The following is a 19,054-nucleotide window of genomic DNA, read 5'->3' on the forward strand; positions in this document are numbered from 1 at the left end:
ATTCAACAGATATTTTTTACAAGGTCATGCGGCTGCATCGAAGGACAGCGATGCCGACAGAGGCCGCTGCGCGTCGATCTGTGCTTGGATGGCCTTCAGGTTGGCCTCGACCATTCCCATGGCGTCGGCGCCGGCCACGAAGCGTAACGGGAGCTCATCAGAGCCAGACAACTTCACCAGCGCGGCCGCGAGCTTGGCCGGATCGCCGCCCTGTTGGCCGTTCATGCCTTTCCATGCGGTGATCGTCTGCGCCGTGCGCTCGGCGTAGTCGTTGATCGAAAGTTCCGGCCAGATCGTTGAAGAACCCTCAACCAGCAGCTCGGTGCGGAAGAAGCCCGGCTCGACCGCCATCACCTTGATGCCATAAGGCGCCACGTCGTAACGCAGCGACTCCATCCAGCCTTCGAGCGCGAACTTCGAAGCCGCATAAGCGGCGCAGAACTCCATGCCGATCAGAGCGGCGGTGGACGTGACGGTGATCACCTGACCGCTGCGCTGCTTGCGCAGGATTGGCAGGATGGCGCGCGTCACGTTCAATGGACCGAAGAAGTTGGTCTCCATCTGCGCCCGGAATTGGGCATCGCTGATTTCTTCAAAATAGCCAGCGTAGAAGTTGCCCGCGTTGTTGACGAGCACGTCAATGCGGCCGAAGCGATCAACGGCAGCCTGCGCTGCGGTCGTCGCGGCATTGGGGTCGGTGACGTCCAGAGCGATGGCCAGCAAATTGTCGTGTGCCCCAATTGTCTTGAGCACACTGTCCGCGTTGCGTCCTGTCGCGACGACGCAATGCCCCGCGTTCAGTGCCTGCCGGGCAATCTCGGTGCCCAGCCCTCGGCTGGTGCCGGTGACAAACCAAACCTTCTTGTCAGTCATAAAACTACCTTCGTTCCTTTGTCACGGTGTCGCCTCCACGGGCGCGGGGCGTGTGCTGTTGCGATGTTCCGAGACTTAAACGCCCGGTCGCACACTGGAAGTGTTCGCCAGCTATGTCGAATGGCAGAACAGCAGATGCTTCGTTGGGTAGACGTCAGCCCATTGGATTCGACCATACCGCAACCCTGACTGCCTTATAAGACGGTAATATCTGCATAGACTTAGAAACTGGAGTTATGAATGCGTCGAGAGAACGTCAATGATTACGTGGCCTTCATTGCAGTCGCGCGCGAACAAAGCTTCACCAAAGCGGCAGCCCAGTTGGGGGTCTCGCAATCAGCGCTGAGCTACACCGTTCGGACGCTCGAAGCCCGGCTGGGCGTGAGATTGCTCACGCGTACAACGCGCAGTGTCTCGGTCACCGAGGCGGGCGAACGTCTGCTCAACCGCATCGGGCCCCACTTTGACGAAATCGAAACCGAGATCGCTGCGCTCAGCAGCATGCGCGATAAGCCTGCGGGCACCGTACGCATCACTACCGTCGAGCACGCCGCAGAGACCATCCTCTGGCCAAAGCTCGCGCCTTTGCTTCTCGACTATCCCGACATCAATGTGGAAATCATCAGCGAATACACGCTGAAGGACATAGTTGCGGACCGCTACGACGCAGGCGTACGGCTGGGCCACCAGGTGGACAAGGACATGATCTCGGTTCCGATCGCTCGCGACTTCCGCTTTGCGGTGGTCGGAGCGCCCACCTACTTTGCCGGTAGGAAGCGGCCTCTCACCCCCAACGAGCTAACAGAGCACAGTTGCTTGAGGCTGCACCTGCCCACTCACGGCGGCTATTACGTATGGGAGTTCTTTAAAGGCGCGCGAGAGCTGAAGGTGCGCATCGACGGGCGGGCTGCTTTCAGCTCTCTGAGAATGATGCAGCAGGCCGCACTGGACGGACTTGGCCTCGCCTATCTTCCGCAAGACCAGGTGGATGCGGCGCTACAGGACGGCACCCTGGTCCAAGTTCTGGCCGACTGGTCGCCGCCGCGGCCCGCGTATCACCTCTACTACCCAAGCCGTCGCCAGCAATCGCCTGCGTTTGCACTAGTCTTGGATGCGCTTCGTTATCGCAGCAAGTGATCTGAGTACGAGCTGAGCTGACAGTCGCTGTCGCCTGCATTAAGAAAATAGACTTCTAAGGACATTCGAAATAAGCAGTCTAGTCGGTTAATACCCGACGATCTATCGTAGCTTCACGAAATGCTCTCATCGCGTCCGCGGTCGGGGCCAAGCTCGATAAATCGGAGCAATGACCATGAAGTATCGCAAGCTCGGAAATTCAGGCCTTTCCGTATCGAATCTGATTCTGGGTACGATGGGATTCGGGACCGAGACTCCCGAAGATGAGGCATTCGCCATCCTTGACGCCTTTCTTGAGGCGGGCGGCAACATGATCGACACCGCTGACGTCTATGGCGGCGGCGCGTCGGAAGAACTTCTCGGTCGTTGGCGGGCGAGCCGCGCGGACGCCACAAGTCGCCTCGTTATTGCGACCAAGGCCCGGTTCGGAACCGGGCCCGACGTAAACGATGCCGGCACCTCCCGCCCGCACCTCCACCGCGCCCTCAACACCTCGCTACGCCGCTTGGGTGTGGAGTCCATCGACCTCTATCAGATGCATGGTTGGGATCCGCTGACGCCCGTCGAGGAGACGCTTTCTTTTCTGGATGCAGCCGCGCGTGCGGGGAAAATTCACTATGTGGGTCTGTCCAACTTCACCGGTTGGCAGCTACAACTGGTTCTTTCGACCGCACGGGCAATGGGACTTCAGGTCCCGATCACGCTACAGCAGCAATACAACCTGATCTATCGGGAAATCGAGTTTGAGGTCGTTTCCGCTGCCCTTCATAACCAGATCGGCCTGCTTCCTTGGTCGCCGCTTGCTGCCGGCTTCCTGAGCGGAAAATACATACGCGGCACCAACTCCGGGGACGGCGGGCGCCTTGCTTCCGATAATCCCTTTAACCAGCATCAGGCTAGGCAGATCCACGACGACGACCAAAAGTGGGCGACAGTGGACATGGTCAGAGAAGTCGCCGAGCAAATTGGCGCCACGCCGAGCCAGGTCGCGCTGAGCTGGGTCATGAATCAACCCTCGGTGACCGCCCCGATTGTTGGTGCGCGGACCATGGAGCAACTGCGCGACAACCTAGGCGCGGCGGAGTTGGTGCTCGACGCCGAGATGACGGCAAAACTGTCCGCGGTCAGCGCACCGGCGCCCGATGACTATCCCTATGGCCGTTTCGGCGCGCTCCAGCGCGAACGCTATATCGATTCCAGCGAACAGGCCCTTCGCGAGCTGTGACCCTGCTATGCCTCGCATAGCCGAGCCTTTTGAACACAACCCACGGTGATCACATGAGCACTCCAATCAGCACCCTTGGCCGCCGGGAATTCCTGGCCTCGGCCGCACTTGCAGCCGGTGCCGCGATGCTGGCCCCGCTTGCTCAGGCACAAGCTGCGAGCGGGGGCATGGGCCCTGCAATCCAATCTAAGCAAAGGAACACCCGCATGAGAACCCGCAAGCTGGGAAATCTGGAGGTATCTGAAGTCGGCGCAGGCGCGATGAGCATCAGCGCCAACTACGGCCCGCCAGCGGATCGTGCACAGGGCATCGCCACGCTGCGAGCCGCGCACGCCAATGGCGTGACCTTCTTTGACACGGCCGAGGTCTATGGCCGATATACGAACGAGGATCTGGTTGGCGAAGCGCTCGCCCCGTTCCGCAATGAAGTGGTGATTGCCACCAAGTTTGGTTTCAATCTTGAGCAAGGCGGCTTGATCAGCCGGCCGGAGCATATCCGCAAGGCCGTCGAAGGCTCGCTCAAGCGCCTGCGTACGGACCGCATCGATCTGTATTACCAGCACCGTGTTGATCCCACCGTACCGATCGAAGACGTAGCCGGCGCGGTCAAGGATCTGATCGCGCAGGGCAAGGTGCTGCATTTCGGCCTGTCCGAGGCAAGCGCTGCCCACGTTCGCCGCGCCCACGCGGTGCAGCCGGTGACTGCGTTGCAGAGCGAGTACTCGTTCTGGTTCCGCGGTCCCGAAGGCAACGGCGTGATAAGGGCGTGCGAGGAACTGGGCATAGGCTTCGTGCCGTGGAGCCCGGTCGGCCAGGGCTTCCTGACGGGCAGCATGGACGCCAGCACCCGCTTCAATCCCGAGAATGACTTCCGCTCCAACTTCCCGCGTCTGTCGCCGGAGAACCTGGCGAAGAACCTGCCGGTGTTGCACTTGCTGCAACGCGTGGCCAAGCGCAAGGGCACCACGCCCGCCGCACTCTCACTGGCGTGGCTGCTGGCCCAGAAGCCCTTCATCGTGCCGATTCCCGGCACGCGTCGCGAGGATCATCTGCTGGAAAACCTGGGCGCGATCAACGTCGCCCTGTCACCGACGGACCTTGCTGAGCTTGAATCCGAGTACGCACTGATGACGGTGCATGGACTGCGGATGGACGAAGCCAACATGCGTGCCATCGACGGATGGCCAGTAAGCACGATCTGAGGATTTCACCCACGCGATGCCAACAAACTGATACTCGATGGATAGCCCGCAATGAAACGAACAACACTTCTCGAACCTTTTCCGCTCGGCCAGGGCGTCCTGCTGCGCAACCGCATCGTCATGGCGCCGATGACTACCTGGGCTGGCAATGACGACGGCACTGTGTCGGACGAGGAAGAGGCTTACTACCGGCTGCGCGTAAAGGATGTGGGCTTGGTCATTACCGGCTGCACGCATGTCCAGAACAATGGGATGGGATTTACCGGCGAGTTCGCCGCCTATGACGACACTTTCGTTCCCAGCCTGGCGCGGCTGGCAACGGCTGCGAAAAGCGGCGGCGCACCGGCAATCCTGCAGATCTTCCACGCAGGCGTCAAAACCAGCCCCGACCTTGTGTCGGACATTGTTGCTGCGAGTGCTGTCCCGGGCGACGCTGGTCCCTCGGCTCCGGCTGTTATGCCGCGGGCACTTGCCGATGAGGAAATCGAGGTTATCGTCCGCGCCTTCGGTGAGGCGACCCGCCGTGCCATCGAAGCGGGCTTCGATGGCGTCGAACTTCACGGTGCGCATGCCTTCCTGCTGCAGAATTTCTTGTCTCCCCATTTCAACCAGCGAACCGATCGCTGGGGCGGCTCGCTAGAAAACCGCATGCGTTTTCCTCTGGCCGTCGTCGAGGCGGTTCGCACGGCCATCGCCGACCATGCCAGTGGTCCCTTCGTATTGGGTTACCGGATCACACTCGACGAGCCGCATGAAGATGGCTTGCGTATTGCAGAATCGCTCACGCTTGTCGACCGCTTGATAGATGGCGGTATCGACTATCTGCACGTGTCGTTGGGAGACGCGCTTGGAGCTCGGCCAGTCGATGCGCCCAGCGGCCCCAGGATCATCGAAGTTGTGCGTGACCATCTTGCCGGGCGCATCCCACTCATCATGGCGGGCCGGATCAGGACACCAGCGCAAGCCGAGCAAGCGATTGCTGCTGGGATTTCCCTGGCGGCCATCGGCCAAGGGTTGGTGATGAATCCCGATTGGGTTAGTTTCGCGCGAGGCGAGGCGCAAGGCGCGGTCTCCCTTGATGTCTCTGCGGCTGACGTGCCTCGTTTGGCAATCCCAGCCAAACTCTGGAGCGTTATTGGAGTCACGACAGGGTGGTTCAACGTTCGAAAGGTCGCGTGAATTCCGTAAATTTCTGCTTTAAAATAGATATTAAATTTGCATTAAAGGAGTTCAGTATGAGCAATCAGGACAAAATAACCACCCCACCAGATGTTGCTTTTTCGCATAGCCGTCGACAACTGCTGACAACGAGCGCGTCCTTGGCGGCACTTCCCCTTTTAGCCGCCGCATCGTCAGCCGCACAGGCTGCAGAAAACCCAACCTCCACTCCTGCCGCTGCTGCTGCCCTCGACACAAATTCTGAAGCGTTCATCGATGGTTTGGCCGATTTGATGGCCCATTCGACCCGCACGCCGATTCTTAGGTGGCCCGATCAATACGGCATGGAGTACGAGGAAATCTTCTTCCCCGCGTTGGACGGGATAACGATCGAGGGCTGGTTCATTCCGGCCGACTCCGATCGTTTGCTGATCATGAATCACCCGATGCCCTGCAATCGCTATGGATATCCGGGGCACATGGATCCGTGGAAAAACTTTGGTGGTTTCGAGGTGAACTTTCTCCCCGAATACAAGATTCTGCACGATGCAGGCTACAACATCATTACCTACGACATGCGCAATCATGGCCGTAGCGGCACGGGCAGTGGCGGCGTCAATGGGCACGGTGTTCTTGAATATCGCGACGTCATTGGGTCAATGCGCTACGCGAAGTCACGCCCCGACACAAAGGACATGAAGACGGCTCTCTATAGCCGTTGTCTCGGTGCCAACTCGACGATCGTCGGCATGCACAAACATCCCAACGAGTTCAGCCACATAAAGGCGATGATTGCCCTGCAACCATCACTGCCCGGAGTGTTCGTAGGAAAAGCTGCTGAAAACCTGAAAATAGAAAATGGATACGACCGGCTCGACGCGGCGTTTTTCAAGCGGACCGGGTACCACTTCACTGACGCCTGGCCAATAGAATATTCAAAATCTGTCACGATTCCAACGCTTGTGGCGCAGGTGCGCTTGGACTCTTCGACCAGGGTATCCAGCGTGCAGGAAATCCACGACTTGATGGCGGCCAAGGACAAGCAGATGTTTTGGATCGAAGGTACGGATCAGCGTTTCGAGGGCTACAACTATTTCGGTCGTAATCCGAAAGTGGTGCTGGATTGGTTCGCAAGCCACATCAATGCGGCATAGACGCAGGCAAGGTGAAACTGCGCCTGGGGTTAGCCTAAAAGGCACTAGGGAAGCGGTCGTGACGTTGCGCGCATCGCTGCTTCCGTGAGCGTCTAATGGCGGTCCGACCGCCAATTAAAGGTTAGTTAACATGACCGATTTGACACGGCGTAACTTCGCTCTCGGGGCACTTTCTGCGACCCTGCTTGCCTCAGTCTCACAAAGCATCGCTGCCGGGTCAGTTTCGACAGCACATGAGGCGGACTTCATGAGCTATGTCGATCCGGAGCTTCGGGCTGCTGCAACAGCTGTGATGCCGCTGACCGACACCCTCGGCAAAATGTCGTCGTCGACACTCAGGCAGATCCGCAGGTCTCTGGATCAGCAGAACCCCGCTCCCGATCCGTCGGTGACGGTTACGAAGCGCAAGGTGACAGGATCTCGCAACCAACCCGACGTGGTGGTCTATGTTATCAACGCCAAACCGGGCACCCGCAGACCGGCCATCGTCCACATGCATGGCGGCGGATATGTTTTTGGCACGGTAGCGCAAGATCTGCCGCGACTGCAGGCGACCGCAGCTTCGCTTGATTGCGTGATCGTCTCGGTCGAATACCGACTGGCTCCCGAGGTTACGTACAGCGGTTCAGTCGAAGACAATTACGCCGCGCTCAGATGGGTACTCAAGAATGCGGACATGCTCGGTATCGATACCGGCAAGGTGGCCGTAATGGGCGAAAGCGCCGGGGGGGGGCATGCCGCGCTGCTAGCGATCAAGGCTCGCGATCGCGGTGAGTTCCCGATTGCGTTGCAGTTGCTTGTTTACCCTATGCTGGATGATCGGACTGGAAGTGTCGTTCAGGCGCCATCTCACATCGGTCGCATCATTTGGACCCAGGCGGCGAACAGGTTCGGGTGGGGGGCTTTCCTCGGCTTGCCGCCGGGCACAGCGGCGGTTCCAGCTGCCGGTGTTCCAGCGCGTACGCGTGACCTCGCTGGCCTGCCGCCTGCCTACATATGCGTGGGCTCGATCGATCTGTTCGTCGATGAGGACATCAAATATGCAAATCGTCTGATCGATGCTGGCGTTGCCACAGAACTTGTGGTGGTCCCCGGCGGGTTTCATGGCTTCGATCAGACTTCGCCCGACGCTCAGATCGTAAAAACATTCAACAGCGACAAATTGGCGGCTCTGCGCCGAGCTTTCGCTGCGACTTAGAGCGTAGCGCTAGCCTTCATCTTTGGCCTTATCGCCGTTTCGCAGAAGCTTTTAGCTCGAGGAGCGTGGTTCGCCCCCGCGGCGCGATCGTCGGTGCCGGGTCCGTTCTGTTGATGGCATCGACGCCGATCTTCTTCACTCAGCAATCGCGCCCCTCGATGCGTGATCTGGCGAGCCTGGACTTCAACATCGTCAGCCGCCTGCGCTCGACGCTCGCCACTACCGAGCGTCTGATCGCCGAGGCGCAGGGGTTGGCCTACGACGTGCAGAGCATGGATGCCACGTTCTCGCGTCTGTACCCGGAGCAGTACGCCGCCACCATCAGCGGCGACCAAATGCTGCGCGATGCGCAGGAACGCTGGAAGAACACCTTGAACGGCCTGCATACCGCGATGCGGATGCAGGCGCAGGTGTCGCAGAACCTGGCCCAAGACGAAAGCGCACTGGCCGACCTGGTGAGCCAGAGCCAGTCGGCCACCGGCGCCTTGCAGGCGCAGCAGGCAACCAACCAGCTTCTTGCCTTGCAGGCCAAGCAGTCCATCCAGTCCCAGCAGCTCCAGATCACGCAAGACCGTGCCGCGTCGCTCGAACTGGCGCGGCAGGCGGCAGCTACCGAGCGCGCCCGCGAGGTGCGCCGGCGCTTCCTCGGCACCGGCACGCCGTACACGCCGCAGTCCATCAATTTCTACAACAACTGACAGGAGACGGCCATGCGATGCGCGTCCGTCTTGCTGACCGCACTGCTGACCGCATGCGGCCAGCAGCCGGCTGAGATTCTGGCCGACGCTTTGACCGCAGATCCCGTGCGGCTCAAGACGTTGCGTGCGCAGTGCGCGGATGGCCGTCAGACCGTGCGCGAAGACGACTGCCGCGCCGCTGCCGAAGCCTTCCGGCGGCGCTTCTTCTCCGGCCAGTCCGGGCCGGACGAATACCGGACGCTGGCCGAGCTGCCGCCGATTCCGGCGAGCTTCGATGAACCCATTGCACAGGACGCGCCATGAACGACGTGACCATCATCGACCGCTTCCTCGATACGTTCTCGCGCTACATCGACTCCGGGTTCGGGCTGCTGCAAAGCGAAGTGGCGTTCCTCACGGCCATGCTGATCGTCATCGACATGACCATAGCCGGCCTGTATTGGGCCATGAGCCACGCCACCGGCCAGGGCGAGGACGTGATCGCCAAGCTGCTGCGCAAGGTGCTCTACGTCGGTGCCTTCGCCTACATCATCGGCAACTTCAATTGGCTGGCCGGTATCGTCTTCCGCTCGTTCGCCGGGCTGGGCCTGACGGCCGCCGGCTCGACCATGACGATGGAGAACTTCCTGCAACCGGGGCGGCTGGCCAAGACCGGCATCGACGCGGGTGCACCGATTCTGGAGCAGATCGGCGACATGGTGGGCTTCCCCGAAGTCTTCGTGAACATCGACCCCATCGTGGTGATGTTTCTCGCCTGGCTCACCGTCATCCTGTGTTTCTTCGTGCTGGCGATCCAGCTTTTCATCACGCTGATCGAGTTCAAGCTGACCACGCTCGCTGGCTTCGTGCTGGTGCCGTTCGCGCTTTGGAACAAGACCTCGTTTCTCGCCGAAAAAGTGCTCGGCAACGTGGTGTCGTCGGGCATCAAGGTCTTGGTGCTGGCCGTCATCGTCGGCATTGGCTCGGGCCTATTCGCCGAGTTCCAGGTTCACCCCGACGAACCCTCCATCGACCACGCCCTTGTCGTGATGCTGGCCTCGCTCGCGCTGCTGGCGCTGGGTATCTATGGGCCGAGCATCGCCACAGGTCTGGTGTCGGGTGCGCCGCAGCTTGGCGCCGGCGCGATGGCGGGTGCGGCGGTCGGTGCCACCGGCACGGCCGTTGCCATCGGCGCTGCCGCGACGGGCGTGGGCGGCGCGGTCGTGGCCGGGGCACGCATGGCGCCGGCGGCCGCGAAGCTGGCCGGCGCCGGTGCGCGTGCCACCACCTCGGCGGCCGGTAGCGCACGCTCGGCGTTCCGGGCCGGTTCCGCCGCTGCGGGCGGCGGCGCCAAGGGCGCGATCGCCGGCTTGGGCAATGTCGCCAAGACCGGCGCACAGGCTGCCGGGCGCGGCGCCGCATCCGGGGCTTCCGACGCTGCGCAGAAGATGACCGGCTCTTTCCGCGCTGGATGGAACGGCACAGAGGCCGGTAGCGGCGCTACGTCCGGTGCGGCTGGCTCCGGCCAGGCGGCCGCAGGCGAAGGCGCACACGGCGCCGCCAGCGCGCAGAAGCAAGAGCAGCCCGCGTGGGCCAAACGGATGCACCGCCGCCAGCAGATCACCCATGCCGCGACCACTGCCGCACATACGTTGCGCGGTGGCGATGGCGGCGGCTCCGGGCAAGGCCCGAGCCTGCGCGGCTCCGACGACTAAAGCGACTCACAAGGAGAACTGGCCATGCGATTCAAACGACCGCAGGTGCGCTATGCCGATACGCCGCAGCCTGCCACTCCGTATCAAGCCGCCGCCCAGGTGTGGGACGAGCGTATCGGCTCGGCCCGCGTGCAGGCGAAGAACTGGCGGCTGATGGCCTTCGGCTGCCTGGCGCTGGCCTTGTTGATGGCCGGTGGCCTGGTGTGGCGCTCGGCGCAGTCCATCGTGACGCCCTACGTCATCGAAGTCGATCAATCCGGCCAGGTGCGTACCGTGGGCGAGGCCGCCACGCCGTACCGGCCCGCCGATGCGCAGATTGCACACCACCTGGCGCGCTTTGTGGCTCTGGTGCGCTCGCTGTCCATCGACCCCATCGTGGTGCGGCAGAACTGGCTCGACGCCTACGACTACACCACTGACAAGGGCGCGGCCGTGCTCAACGACTACGCGAGTAAGAACGATCCGTTCGCCCGCGTCGGCCGCGAGTCGGTGACTGTGCAAATCACCAGCGTCACGCGCGCCAGCGATGCTTCGTTCAACGTCCGCTGGACGGAACAGCGGTTCGTCAATGGTGCACCCGCTGGCACCGAACGCTGGAACGCCGTGCTTTCCATCGTCCTGCAAACCCCGCGTACCGAACAGCGCCTGCGCAAGAACCCGCTGGGGGTCTACGTCAACGGCCTGTCGTGGAGCCGCGAACTGGATTCTTCCGAAGGAGCCAAGCCATGAAACTGCCTTTCCGCTTTTACGCTTTCGTGCTGACGCTCGCGGCCACCACGTCGTCATTGCTGGGCTGCGCCTCGCAGGGCAAGCCGCCGCCGACCATCTCGCTCGATGAGCCGGTGCAGGCGCAGCCGCTGCCCGAACCGCCCAAGCCGGTCGAAGTCGTCGCCGTGCCCGAGCCGCTGGCGCTGCCGGCGCAGTTGAAGCCGCTGCCGGAGGTGGACGAGGCGGCGCCCGTTCCGGAGCCGGCGGACGAGAAGGTGCGCGTCTCGCGCGCCAACGCCGAGGCCCGCATCGCGCCCACGCGCGAGGGCTACGTCAATGCGATTCAGGTGTGGCCGTACAGCGACGGTGCGCTGTATCAGGTCTATGCGGCGCCGGGGCGCGTCACCGTGGTTTCGCTCCAGCCCGGCGAGGAACTGGTGACGGTCGCCGCTGGCGATACTGTGCGCTGGATCGTCGGCGACACGTCCAGCGGCAGCGGCGAGGCGCTGCGCGTCAACGTGCTGGTCAAGCCCACCCGCTCCGGCCTGAAGACCAATCTGGTCATCACCACCAGCCGCAGGACCTACCTGCTGGAACTGACCTCGACGGAAAAGGCTTGGATGGCTTCGGTGTCCTGGGACTATCCCAAAGACCGGATGCTGGCCTTGCAGCGCCAGTCGCAGGCCGCACAGACAGCCGCGCCGGTCGATACCGGCTTGGCGCTGGAGAAGATCCGCTTCCGCTACGCGATCAGCGGCAGCAATCCGCCGTGGAAGCCGCAGCGGGCCTTCGACGATGGCGAGAAGGTCTATATCCAGTTTCCGCCTGGCATCGCCCAAGGCGAACTGCCTCCGCTGTTCGTCATCGGCGCGCAGGGTGACGGCCAGCTCGTCAACTACCGTTTCCGTTCGCCGTACTACATCGTGGATCGCCTCTTTGGTGCGGCCGAACTGCGCCTGGGTGGCGATGGTGGTGATGTGGTGCGGATCGAGCGCACCGACGGCGTGGCGCGGAGGAACTGACCATGAGTGACGACACGCCCGACCTCGCCGCGCCGCAGGCGGCGGGCAAGATCGCGCCCGAGGCGGTGGCGCTGCGCGCCCAGCCGCGCCCGGTCACGCGCCTGAACCGGCGCACGCTGGCCATCCTCGCCGGCGGCCTGTCAGTCGCCGTGCTCGGCGCGCTGATGTGGTCGCTGCAACCGCAGCGGCGTGGTGCTGGTGAGCAGACCGAGCTTTACAACGTCGATCGCGTCTCCAAGTCCGAAGGACTGGACGCGCTGCCGGCGGACTACTCCAAGCTGCCGCCGACCTTGCCGCCCACGGTGCCCGAGCTGGGGCCGCCGCTGCCGGGCGATCTTGGCCCGGCCATCGTCAAGTCGCAGCAGCCGGTGACGGCCGCCTATGCGGCCCCCGGCCACGACCCGAACGACGCGCTGCGCAAGGAAGCCGAAGCGGCCGCGGCATCATCGGTTTTCTTCCGCTCGGGCACGCAGAAGGCCGCGCCGGTAGCGCAGTCGCAGGCCGCCGCCGCGCCGGGCTTTGCCGCCAATGTGGCGTTCGACCCGATGGCCGCCGGGCCGGCCTCCACGGCGGCGCAGCCCGCCGACCCGACGGCCATACAGAACAGGCAAGACCAGAAGGAGGCGTTCCAGCAAGCCGGGATTGCGGAAACCCGTAATTCCGGCAATCTGCAAATGCCGGCTTCGCCGTATCAAGTGATGGCCGGGACAGTGATCGCCGGGGCGCTGGTGACAGGCATCAAGTCGGACTTGCCGGGCGACGTGATCGCCACGGTGACGGAGCCGGTCTATGACACGGCTACCGGGCGCTTTCTGCTGATCCCGCAGGGTTCGCGCGTCCTGGGCAAGTACAACAGCCAGGTGAGCTATGGGCAGAGCCGCGTGCAGGTGGTATGGAACCGGATCATCCTGCCCGACACGTCTTCGCTCACGCTCGACAACCTGGTCGGAGCCGACCCGGCCGGCTATGCCGGGCTGGAAGACGACGTGGACTACCACTGGAGCCGCATTCTCGCTGGCGCGGCACTGACCACGCTGCTGGGCGTCGGCGCCGAGCTGGCCGCGCCGGAGAACCGCCAGGATGGCGACCGCATCATCATCGCCGGGCGCGACAGCGCGCAGGACAGCATCAATCAGGTCGGGCAGGAGATGGCCCGGCGCAACATGAACATCCAGCCGACGCTGACCGAGCGGCCGGGCCTGCCGGTTCGCATCATCGCCAACCGCGACTTGGTGCTGCGGCCCTACCAGCCATTGTTCTTCAACAAGGGGACTTCAAGATGACGACGCGCAAGCTGCGGCTCGGGCCGCTCCCGAAAACCGAATCCACGAAGCTGACCTTTGCCTGCCCGGGCAGCCTGAAAGCCGACCTCGACCGCTACGCCGCGCTGCACGCGCAGGCGTATGGCGAGGCCGTCGATGCCGTGACGCTGATCCCGCACATGCTGGAGGCGTTCATGGCTGGGGATCGGGGATTCAGGAAGGGAGGGGCGAGCAAGGTGTCACTGCCGAAGCCGAGTTGACGATGCGGACGCATCCACTATCCGCCCAAAAACGAAAGCGCAGCCCACCGGCTGCGCTTTCGTTTTGAGAGGCCGCTTGCGACAAGCCACGGCTATGATGACAGTGCGACCTTGCCCGCTGCGCCGCCCCTAGGCTTGCTACCGCGAAGCGCCTATGCGGCACCTAGCCAGAAAAGCAGCAAAAGCACTCGATGGCCGAAATCTGGCCTAACCTGTTGCCCCGTAAGACCTTTCGCACCGCCGCACGTCCTCATCAAAGACTTGACGGCGGACATTTTTTAGGATGTCGCGCTCCTCCGTCACCCGGCGCAACGCGATCTTCAGCCGCCGGACTTCGGCGCTCTGGTCCGCCTCAGCGCGCTGTACTACGCCGGGCTTGCCGAACTTGCGCAGCCAGGCGTACAGGCTGTGCGTGGTGACACCCAGTCGCTCGGCGACCTCTGCCACCTTGAACCCACGATCGGTCACTTGCCGGACCGCCTCGATCTTGAACTCATCCGTATACCGCTTACTGCTCATGGACACCTCCGAATCAGCCATTTTCCATAGCCTTGAGATGTCTAGGAAACCCTGGGCGTATCAGATGCCACCTCGCCAAATCATCAAGAAGGTTTGACCAACTGGCTGACGAACTACCTCAATGCGCTGGCAGGTCTGCCGCCAGATGCCTCCCCGCTCACCTTCGGACAGCTGTGGGGACATGCCGATCCCACTCAGCCTCGAGCCATCAATCTGGAAGTGATGACCACTGCGATTTCCCAGCAGATGGTCTACACCATTCCGTTTCGGGACGGTACTCCACCGTTCTATTACGACCCCGAAGAGTGGAGCCTGCTGTTTCCGACGTCGGTGATGGATGCCCTGAACCAGACCCATTCCCACGGCAGCGAAAAAGATGAAGATACCCAAGCAAAATCGCTGGAGGTGCAAAACGCCAGCGGCAAGACGCTGCGCCCTCTGCCCAGGAATGCCGCCTTGCCGGTGGTGGTAGCGGTACGAATGAGCCTGAGCTTCCCGCTCCTTCTGTCTGCGGTGCCACTGCATGCGATCGACTGGAGCCTCAAGGACAATGCGCAGCGCAAACGAGAAAGTCGCCCGCTCCTGGCCAAGCGTGTCTGGTTCTCCGACGGTGGCATCGGCAGCAACATGCCACTGCACATGTTCGACTCGCTACTGCCGGGTCACCCCACTTTCGCAGTCAATCTGAAAGCGGAGCACCCGGACCACCAGATCAGCACCCCAGAGGCGGCCAACAACGCTAGTGGCCGCGTCTATCTGCCAGAAGACCGGCGTGGCGGAATGCAGCGCTACTGGCAGCCTGCCGACGACACCTCGCCACTGAGTGGGCTGATCGGCTTCTTCAGCAGCATCGTCAACACCATGCAGAGTTGGCGCGACGAGATCATGTTTCCCTATCCGGGGTTTCGCGAACGTATCGTCCAGATCAGCCAACGGGGCGGCGAAGGCGGGCTGAATCTGGACATGCCCAGCGACACTATCGAGGCGCTCGGAAATGCCGGAGCAATGGCCGCAGACCGATTGATCGACAGCTTCCACCCATCTGGCGCCCAACACGCAGAAGGATGGCGGCGACACCAGGAAGCACGATTGACAACGCTGCTTGGCACGCTCCAGCCCGCCAGCGAAGCCATCGGCCCTGCACTGCAGAGCGGTGTGTGGCACACCGTCGTGGACACGATCGCCTCCTATGAAGCCGATGAGCGCCAACTTGCAAAGGACTACCTGAACGAATTGCAAGTGTTGGGCGCTATTGGTGCCGGACACAGACCGTCGATGCAGGATGTCGCGCCAAAGCCTTTGGCCCAGTTGAAGATCTCACCAAGGATTTAGCAAAGCCACGGACTCGGAGCATCTATGCACAACGCATTGCAGTCTCGCTGGCACCATCGGCAGCGAATGGACGCAAAAAGGAAAGCACAAGGAGCGGACACATGCAGTACATCGAAAGAGAGACAGAGCCACCACCCGAAATACTGAGAGGGAGCATCGCCAAACTGCAGCGCGAGACGCTCGCCAGATTCATGGCAGACACAGAGGAAAAACGCAGTCAGTCAAAGATCTATCGCTCCGAACTCAACTTTGGACATCCCAGCCTCAAGATCGCGCTCGCAAGACTCTTCCACGGTCGCTGTGCTTTCTGCGAAGCGCAGCGTGAAACCGAGACATATCACTTCAGACCGCCGGAGGAAGCCCTCCCCTACGAGCGCAGCGAACAGGCGCACCTGTACTACAGTTGGCTGGCCTTAGCTTGGCAGAACTTCTACGCCATCTGTTCGTCGTGCAGGCCCCGGGAAACCAACTATTTCCCGGTGCTTGGCAAGCGGGCAGAGATTCCCCGCCCCGCATTGTTTGACCAGTTCGCTGGCAACAACAATGGACTGTGGCCTGCGGCAGACTACCCTCCCAGGGAAAAACCTTTGCTCCTCGATCCCTGCACGGATCGAACTTTCCATACCCACCTTTGGGTAGGCAAGGATGGTGCGCTCTGGGGCCTCACGCGACGTGGGACCTTCACAATCGAGCACTTCGACCTGAATTCGCTGGAACTGGTCGAAGAAAGGCGCCGTCAGCACACTAGATATTTCGAGGAACTCCGGGAACAGATCTCATCGCCTTACGGCGACATGCCAAGTCCCGTTTTCGATTTCCAGAAGCTGGAGTTCGGCGGAACTTGGTATCTGCTATTGCGCCGACTGGCTGCCTCACTCGGCGCGAAAAGGGGTGCCCGCCCAGTTTTGGCGATGAGCCGCATTGAGCGCGTCTTTCGCGCGCTCAAGGGCACAAGGGATGCCTACGACCGCCTCAGCCGCTGCTGGTCTGAACTCAGCGAAGAGGAACCGCCGAATCCGACAGATACCCCGGAGAGCTGGCACCGCCCCAGCAAAGCGACGGTTTCCGAAATCAGCATCGAGAACTTCAAAGCGATCGAAGGCATCCACATCAAGCTTCAAGCTCCGGAAGATGTTCGCTCGGACCGAGACATCCCACGCAGCCCATCGGCCCTGCTTTTGGGCGAAAACGCCGCCGGAAAGAGTTCCATCCTGGAAGCCATTGCACTGACACTGGCAACACCTGCTGCACGCAACGCACTCGGTCTTACGGCGCGCAACTTTGTTCTTTCACCCGACCTACTCGGCGGTCAGGACTCACCAGCGATCCATTCTGCGAAGGTGACCATTCGCCTTTCGGACGACTCCACTCGAACACTGCACATTCAGCACGACAGGATGGGCGATCAGGCGCCTGGGACTCAAGATGCCGTTCCCGTCTTCGCGTATGGCGCATTCCGGCAGTACCAGCACCGGCAGAGTCGCAAAAGCTCTCCCGCAGCATTCATTCGCAATCTCTTCGATGCCAGTGTGCTTCCCAATCCGGAACGATGGCTTCTGGAGCTGAGCAAGGAGCGGTTCGCAATGGTGGTCAGAGCGCTGCGCGACATCCTCTCGATCGAAGGGGAATTCGACGTCATCGAACGTGACCAGGAACGAAAGCAATGCTTTGTCGTGACCGCCACCACTGTCGATGGCCTGCCATTGGTCAAAAGCCCACTCAACGTGGCTTCCTCGGGCTTCCGATCCGTTCTGGCAATGGCATGCGACGTGATGCGCGGGCTTATGAATCCCAAGGTCCACAAAGACTTCGACAGCCTGGATGCAGCAACAGGCGTGGTCCTGATCGACGAGGTCGAGGCCCACCTGCATCCGCGATGGAAAATGCGCATCATGCGCGGGCTCCGAAGGGCACTCCCCAACGTGACGTTCATCGCAACCACCCATGATCCGCTGTGCCTTCGCGGCATGAATGATGGCGAAGTGGTCGTACTGCGACGGGCCAACTTGGAACACGGATTGACCGGCGCGGGACTGTCCATGCGCGTCGAGGCACAGACCAAACTCCCTTCCATTTCCGAACTCCGGGTGGAACAGCTGCTGACCTCCGATCTCTTCCAACTCCATTCCACTGACGATCCTCAGATGGAAAGCCAGCTCGCGCACATTGCCGATCTACTCGCCATGGCACCCAACGAGTTGACGGACGAACAGCGCAAGGCTGTCGATGAATTCAACAGGGACATCGCTTCGGCCATGCCGATTGGAACCTCCGAGGCCCAGCGCGTCGTGCAAGAAGCAGTCGCCGACTACTTGCAGCAACGGTCCAGAATCCCGAAGGAGCAAGGGGCTCGATTGAGAGAGCGCGTCAAAGCACGCATCGTGCAGGCACTACAGGGAGTGCAGTGATGCGCAAAGTGGACAGGGGTACAGTTAGTGCACCATCTTGCCTGACCGCCAAAGACAAGCAGGGAAAGACCGAGAAAGACCGGGCGCAAGACCACCAGAACAATGCTTCGCCTGACAAGGGGACCTTCGACTTCGCCGTCTACAAGCACGAGGAGGTCAAGAAGCAGCTCGCATTGCTCTTTCACGGGAAATGCGCCTACTGCGAAACCTTCTACCCCGCATCAACCCCGGTGGACATCGAGCACTACCGGCCCAAAGGGGCCGTGAGCGAAGACCCTCAACACCCTGGCTATTGGTGGCTGGGGATGAGCTGGGAGAACTTGCTTCCGAGCTGCATCGATTGCAATCGAAGACGCAAGCAGCGCATCGTCTCCGGCTCCACGAGCTTGGCGGAGTTGTATGCCAACGGGGGGCTCGGCGCCACCTCCATGGCCTCGGTCCAATCCGGGAAGAAGGACAGTTTTCCGCTGGTCACGGGAAGCAAACACGCTCAATCAGAGAAGGATTTTCCAGGTACCGAAGTGCCACTTCTCTTGGATCCTAGCCAGGACGACCCCAGAGAGCATTTGCATTTCCATATCGATCACAAGTCGCCTCTGGGCCTTATATTGGCAGGCCGCCCGGGCCATGAAAGCGAGCGCGGGGCCACTTCCATCCAAATCTACGGACTCAACCGATTAGGCCTCGTCCAGGAGCGGACGAGGGTACTGCGCCAACTGGAGTTCCTGGGCAATCTGGCCATAGAACTGGGCAACATCATTGAAGAGTTGAAAGCAGAACCTGTGGCAGCCGCACTCATGGCATCACCGACGCCGGACATTCCACAGCGCCTGCAGTTGCTGCAGGACAGGATATTCGGCGAGATGCGCCAGATGGCACATCCCACCGCACCCTACTCGGAAATGGTACGCAGCTGGATCGATGAATTCGTGGCAAGCCTTTAGCGCTCTCCAAAAATCGCAATGAACAAAAGCATGTCGACATTGCCTATTTCCATGGCTCCACTCTAGTCACGCAATCTGGCACTGCCCTCCTCGCTCATCTCATGTCCTTCGTTGGAAGAGATGGATCTCCTCAAGACAAGAGATTTGGGCAACAGCTCTGAACACTGCGATTCAACGAGCGAATCAATACATGCCGAGGCAAAGCGGGTTCCTGATGGAACCCGCCGCGGCGAGAAATCACCATTCGCACATAGGCAGCC

16 protein-coding genes and 2 pseudogenes are annotated in these 19,054 nt (G+C 61.4%); 16 read left to right on the forward strand and 2 right to left on the reverse strand.

The features are described from left to right. Window positions 1-24: 24 nt before the first annotated feature. Complete coding sequence (locus BLT03_RS03600; protein WP_092740420.1) at window positions 25-873, reverse strand: SDR family NAD(P)-dependent oxidoreductase; 849 nt, start codon at window positions 871-873, stop codon at window positions 25-27. A gap of 240 nt (window positions 874-1,113) precedes the next feature. Here BLT03_RS03600 and BLT03_RS03605 point away from each other — a divergent pair, with 240 nt between their 5' ends. The 13 genes and pseudogenes from BLT03_RS03605 (at window position 1,114) to BLT03_RS03665 (ending at window position 13,591) form a co-directional block, all read left to right on the forward strand. Then, window positions 1,114-2,010 carry a LysR family transcriptional regulator gene (locus BLT03_RS03605; protein ID WP_092740422.1) on the forward strand — a complete coding sequence of 299 codons (897 nt, stop codon included), beginning with the start codon at window positions 1,114-1,116 and terminating at the stop codon, window positions 2,008-2,010. 175 nt (window positions 2,011-2,185) lie between these two features. Next, window positions 2,186-3,235 (forward strand): aldo/keto reductase, encoded by a 1,050-nt coding sequence (locus tag BLT03_RS03610; protein WP_092741037.1) that lies wholly within the window; start codon window positions 2,186-2,188, stop codon window positions 3,233-3,235. A 206-nt stretch (window positions 3,236-3,441) separates the two neighbouring features. Further along, complete coding sequence (locus BLT03_RS03615) at window positions 3,442-4,437, forward strand: aldo/keto reductase (protein WP_092740424.1); 996 nt, start codon at window positions 3,442-3,444, stop codon at window positions 4,435-4,437. A gap of 51 nt (window positions 4,438-4,488) precedes the next feature. Continuing rightward, entirely contained in the window at window positions 4,489-5,616 is a 1,128-nt protein-coding gene (locus tag BLT03_RS03620) for an NADH-dependent flavin oxidoreductase (protein ID WP_092740426.1), read from the forward strand. 56 nt (window positions 5,617-5,672) lie between these two features. Beyond that, complete coding sequence (locus BLT03_RS03625; RefSeq protein ID WP_092740428.1) at window positions 5,673-6,749, forward strand: alpha/beta hydrolase family protein; 1,077 nt, start codon at window positions 5,673-5,675, stop codon at window positions 6,747-6,749. Window positions 6,750-6,879: 130 nt separating this feature from the next. After that, window positions 6,880-7,947: an alpha/beta hydrolase gene (locus BLT03_RS03630; protein ID WP_092740430.1), complete on the forward strand. Its 1,068-nt coding sequence runs from the start codon at window positions 6,880-6,882 to the stop codon at window positions 7,945-7,947. Window positions 7,948-8,108: 161 nt separating this feature from the next. Continuing rightward, a pseudogene (trbJ, locus tag BLT03_RS03635) lies at window positions 8,109-8,645 on the forward strand (P-type conjugative transfer protein TrbJ); the annotation flags it as partial. 12 nt (window positions 8,646-8,657) lie between these two features. Then, window positions 8,658-8,948: a hypothetical protein gene (locus BLT03_RS03640; protein WP_092740432.1), complete on the forward strand. Its 291-nt coding sequence runs from the start codon at window positions 8,658-8,660 to the stop codon at window positions 8,946-8,948. Beyond that, the gene (gene trbL / locus BLT03_RS03645) at window positions 8,945-10,339 is read left to right on the forward strand and encodes a P-type conjugative transfer protein TrbL (RefSeq protein WP_092740434.1); all 1,395 of its coding nucleotides are present in this window, start codon (window positions 8,945-8,947) and stop codon (window positions 10,337-10,339) included. Before BLT03_RS03640 ends, trbL begins: the two co-directional genes overlap by 4 nt. A gap of 24 nt (window positions 10,340-10,363) precedes the next feature. Beyond that, the gene (gene trbF / locus BLT03_RS03650) at window positions 10,364-11,068 is read left to right on the forward strand and encodes a conjugal transfer protein TrbF (protein WP_092740436.1); all 705 of its coding nucleotides are present in this window, start codon (window positions 10,364-10,366) and stop codon (window positions 11,066-11,068) included. Further along, on the forward strand, window positions 11,065-12,069 hold the full coding sequence (gene trbG, locus BLT03_RS03655) for a P-type conjugative transfer protein TrbG (protein WP_092740438.1): 1,005 nt from the start codon (window positions 11,065-11,067) through the stop codon (window positions 12,067-12,069). The genes trbF and trbG overlap by 4 nt, the downstream gene beginning before the upstream one ends. Before the next feature lie 2 nt (window positions 12,070-12,071). Further along, the gene (locus BLT03_RS03660) at window positions 12,072-13,352 is read left to right on the forward strand and encodes a TraB/TrbI/VirB10 family type IV secretion system protein (RefSeq protein WP_092740440.1); all 1,281 of its coding nucleotides are present in this window, start codon (window positions 12,072-12,074) and stop codon (window positions 13,350-13,352) included. Then, on the forward strand, window positions 13,349-13,591 hold the full coding sequence (locus tag BLT03_RS03665; RefSeq protein ID WP_092740442.1) for a DUF2274 domain-containing protein: 243 nt from the start codon (window positions 13,349-13,351) through the stop codon (window positions 13,589-13,591). Before BLT03_RS03660 ends, BLT03_RS03665 begins: the two co-directional genes overlap by 4 nt. Window positions 13,592-13,855: 264 nt before the next feature. Here the strand turns inward: BLT03_RS03665 and BLT03_RS03670 are convergent. Then, window positions 13,856-14,110 (reverse strand): annotated as a pseudogene (locus BLT03_RS03670) (transposase); the annotation flags it as partial. Between the two features lie 93 nt (window positions 14,111-14,203). On the opposite strand from BLT03_RS03670, the gene BLT03_RS03675 reads away from it, so the two are divergent. The 3 genes from BLT03_RS03675 to BLT03_RS03685 all read left to right on the forward strand — a co-directional run bounded on the left by BLT03_RS03675 (window position 14,204) and on the right by BLT03_RS03685 (window position 18,794). Next, window positions 14,204-15,442, forward strand: a complete 1,239-nt coding sequence (locus tag BLT03_RS03675; RefSeq protein WP_092740444.1) for a patatin-like phospholipase domain-containing protein — start codon at window positions 14,204-14,206, stop codon at window positions 15,440-15,442. Window positions 15,443-15,543: 101 nt separating this feature from the next. Beyond that, window positions 15,544-17,850 carry an AAA family ATPase gene (locus BLT03_RS23745; protein ID WP_139160311.1) on the forward strand — a complete coding sequence of 769 codons (2,307 nt, stop codon included), beginning with the start codon at window positions 15,544-15,546 and terminating at the stop codon, window positions 17,848-17,850. Then, window positions 17,850-18,794 (forward strand): HNH endonuclease family protein, encoded by a 945-nt coding sequence (locus BLT03_RS03685; protein WP_092740446.1) that lies wholly within the window; start codon window positions 17,850-17,852, stop codon window positions 18,792-18,794. The genes BLT03_RS23745 and BLT03_RS03685 overlap by 1 nt, the downstream gene beginning before the upstream one ends. The last annotated feature ends 260 nt before the right edge of the window (window positions 18,795-19,054 follow it).

Source organism: Paracidovorax valerianellae, from assembly GCF_900102625.1.
In the GTDB taxonomy this organism is placed as follows: domain Bacteria; phylum Pseudomonadota; class Gammaproteobacteria; order Burkholderiales; family Burkholderiaceae_C; genus Paracidovorax; species Paracidovorax valerianellae.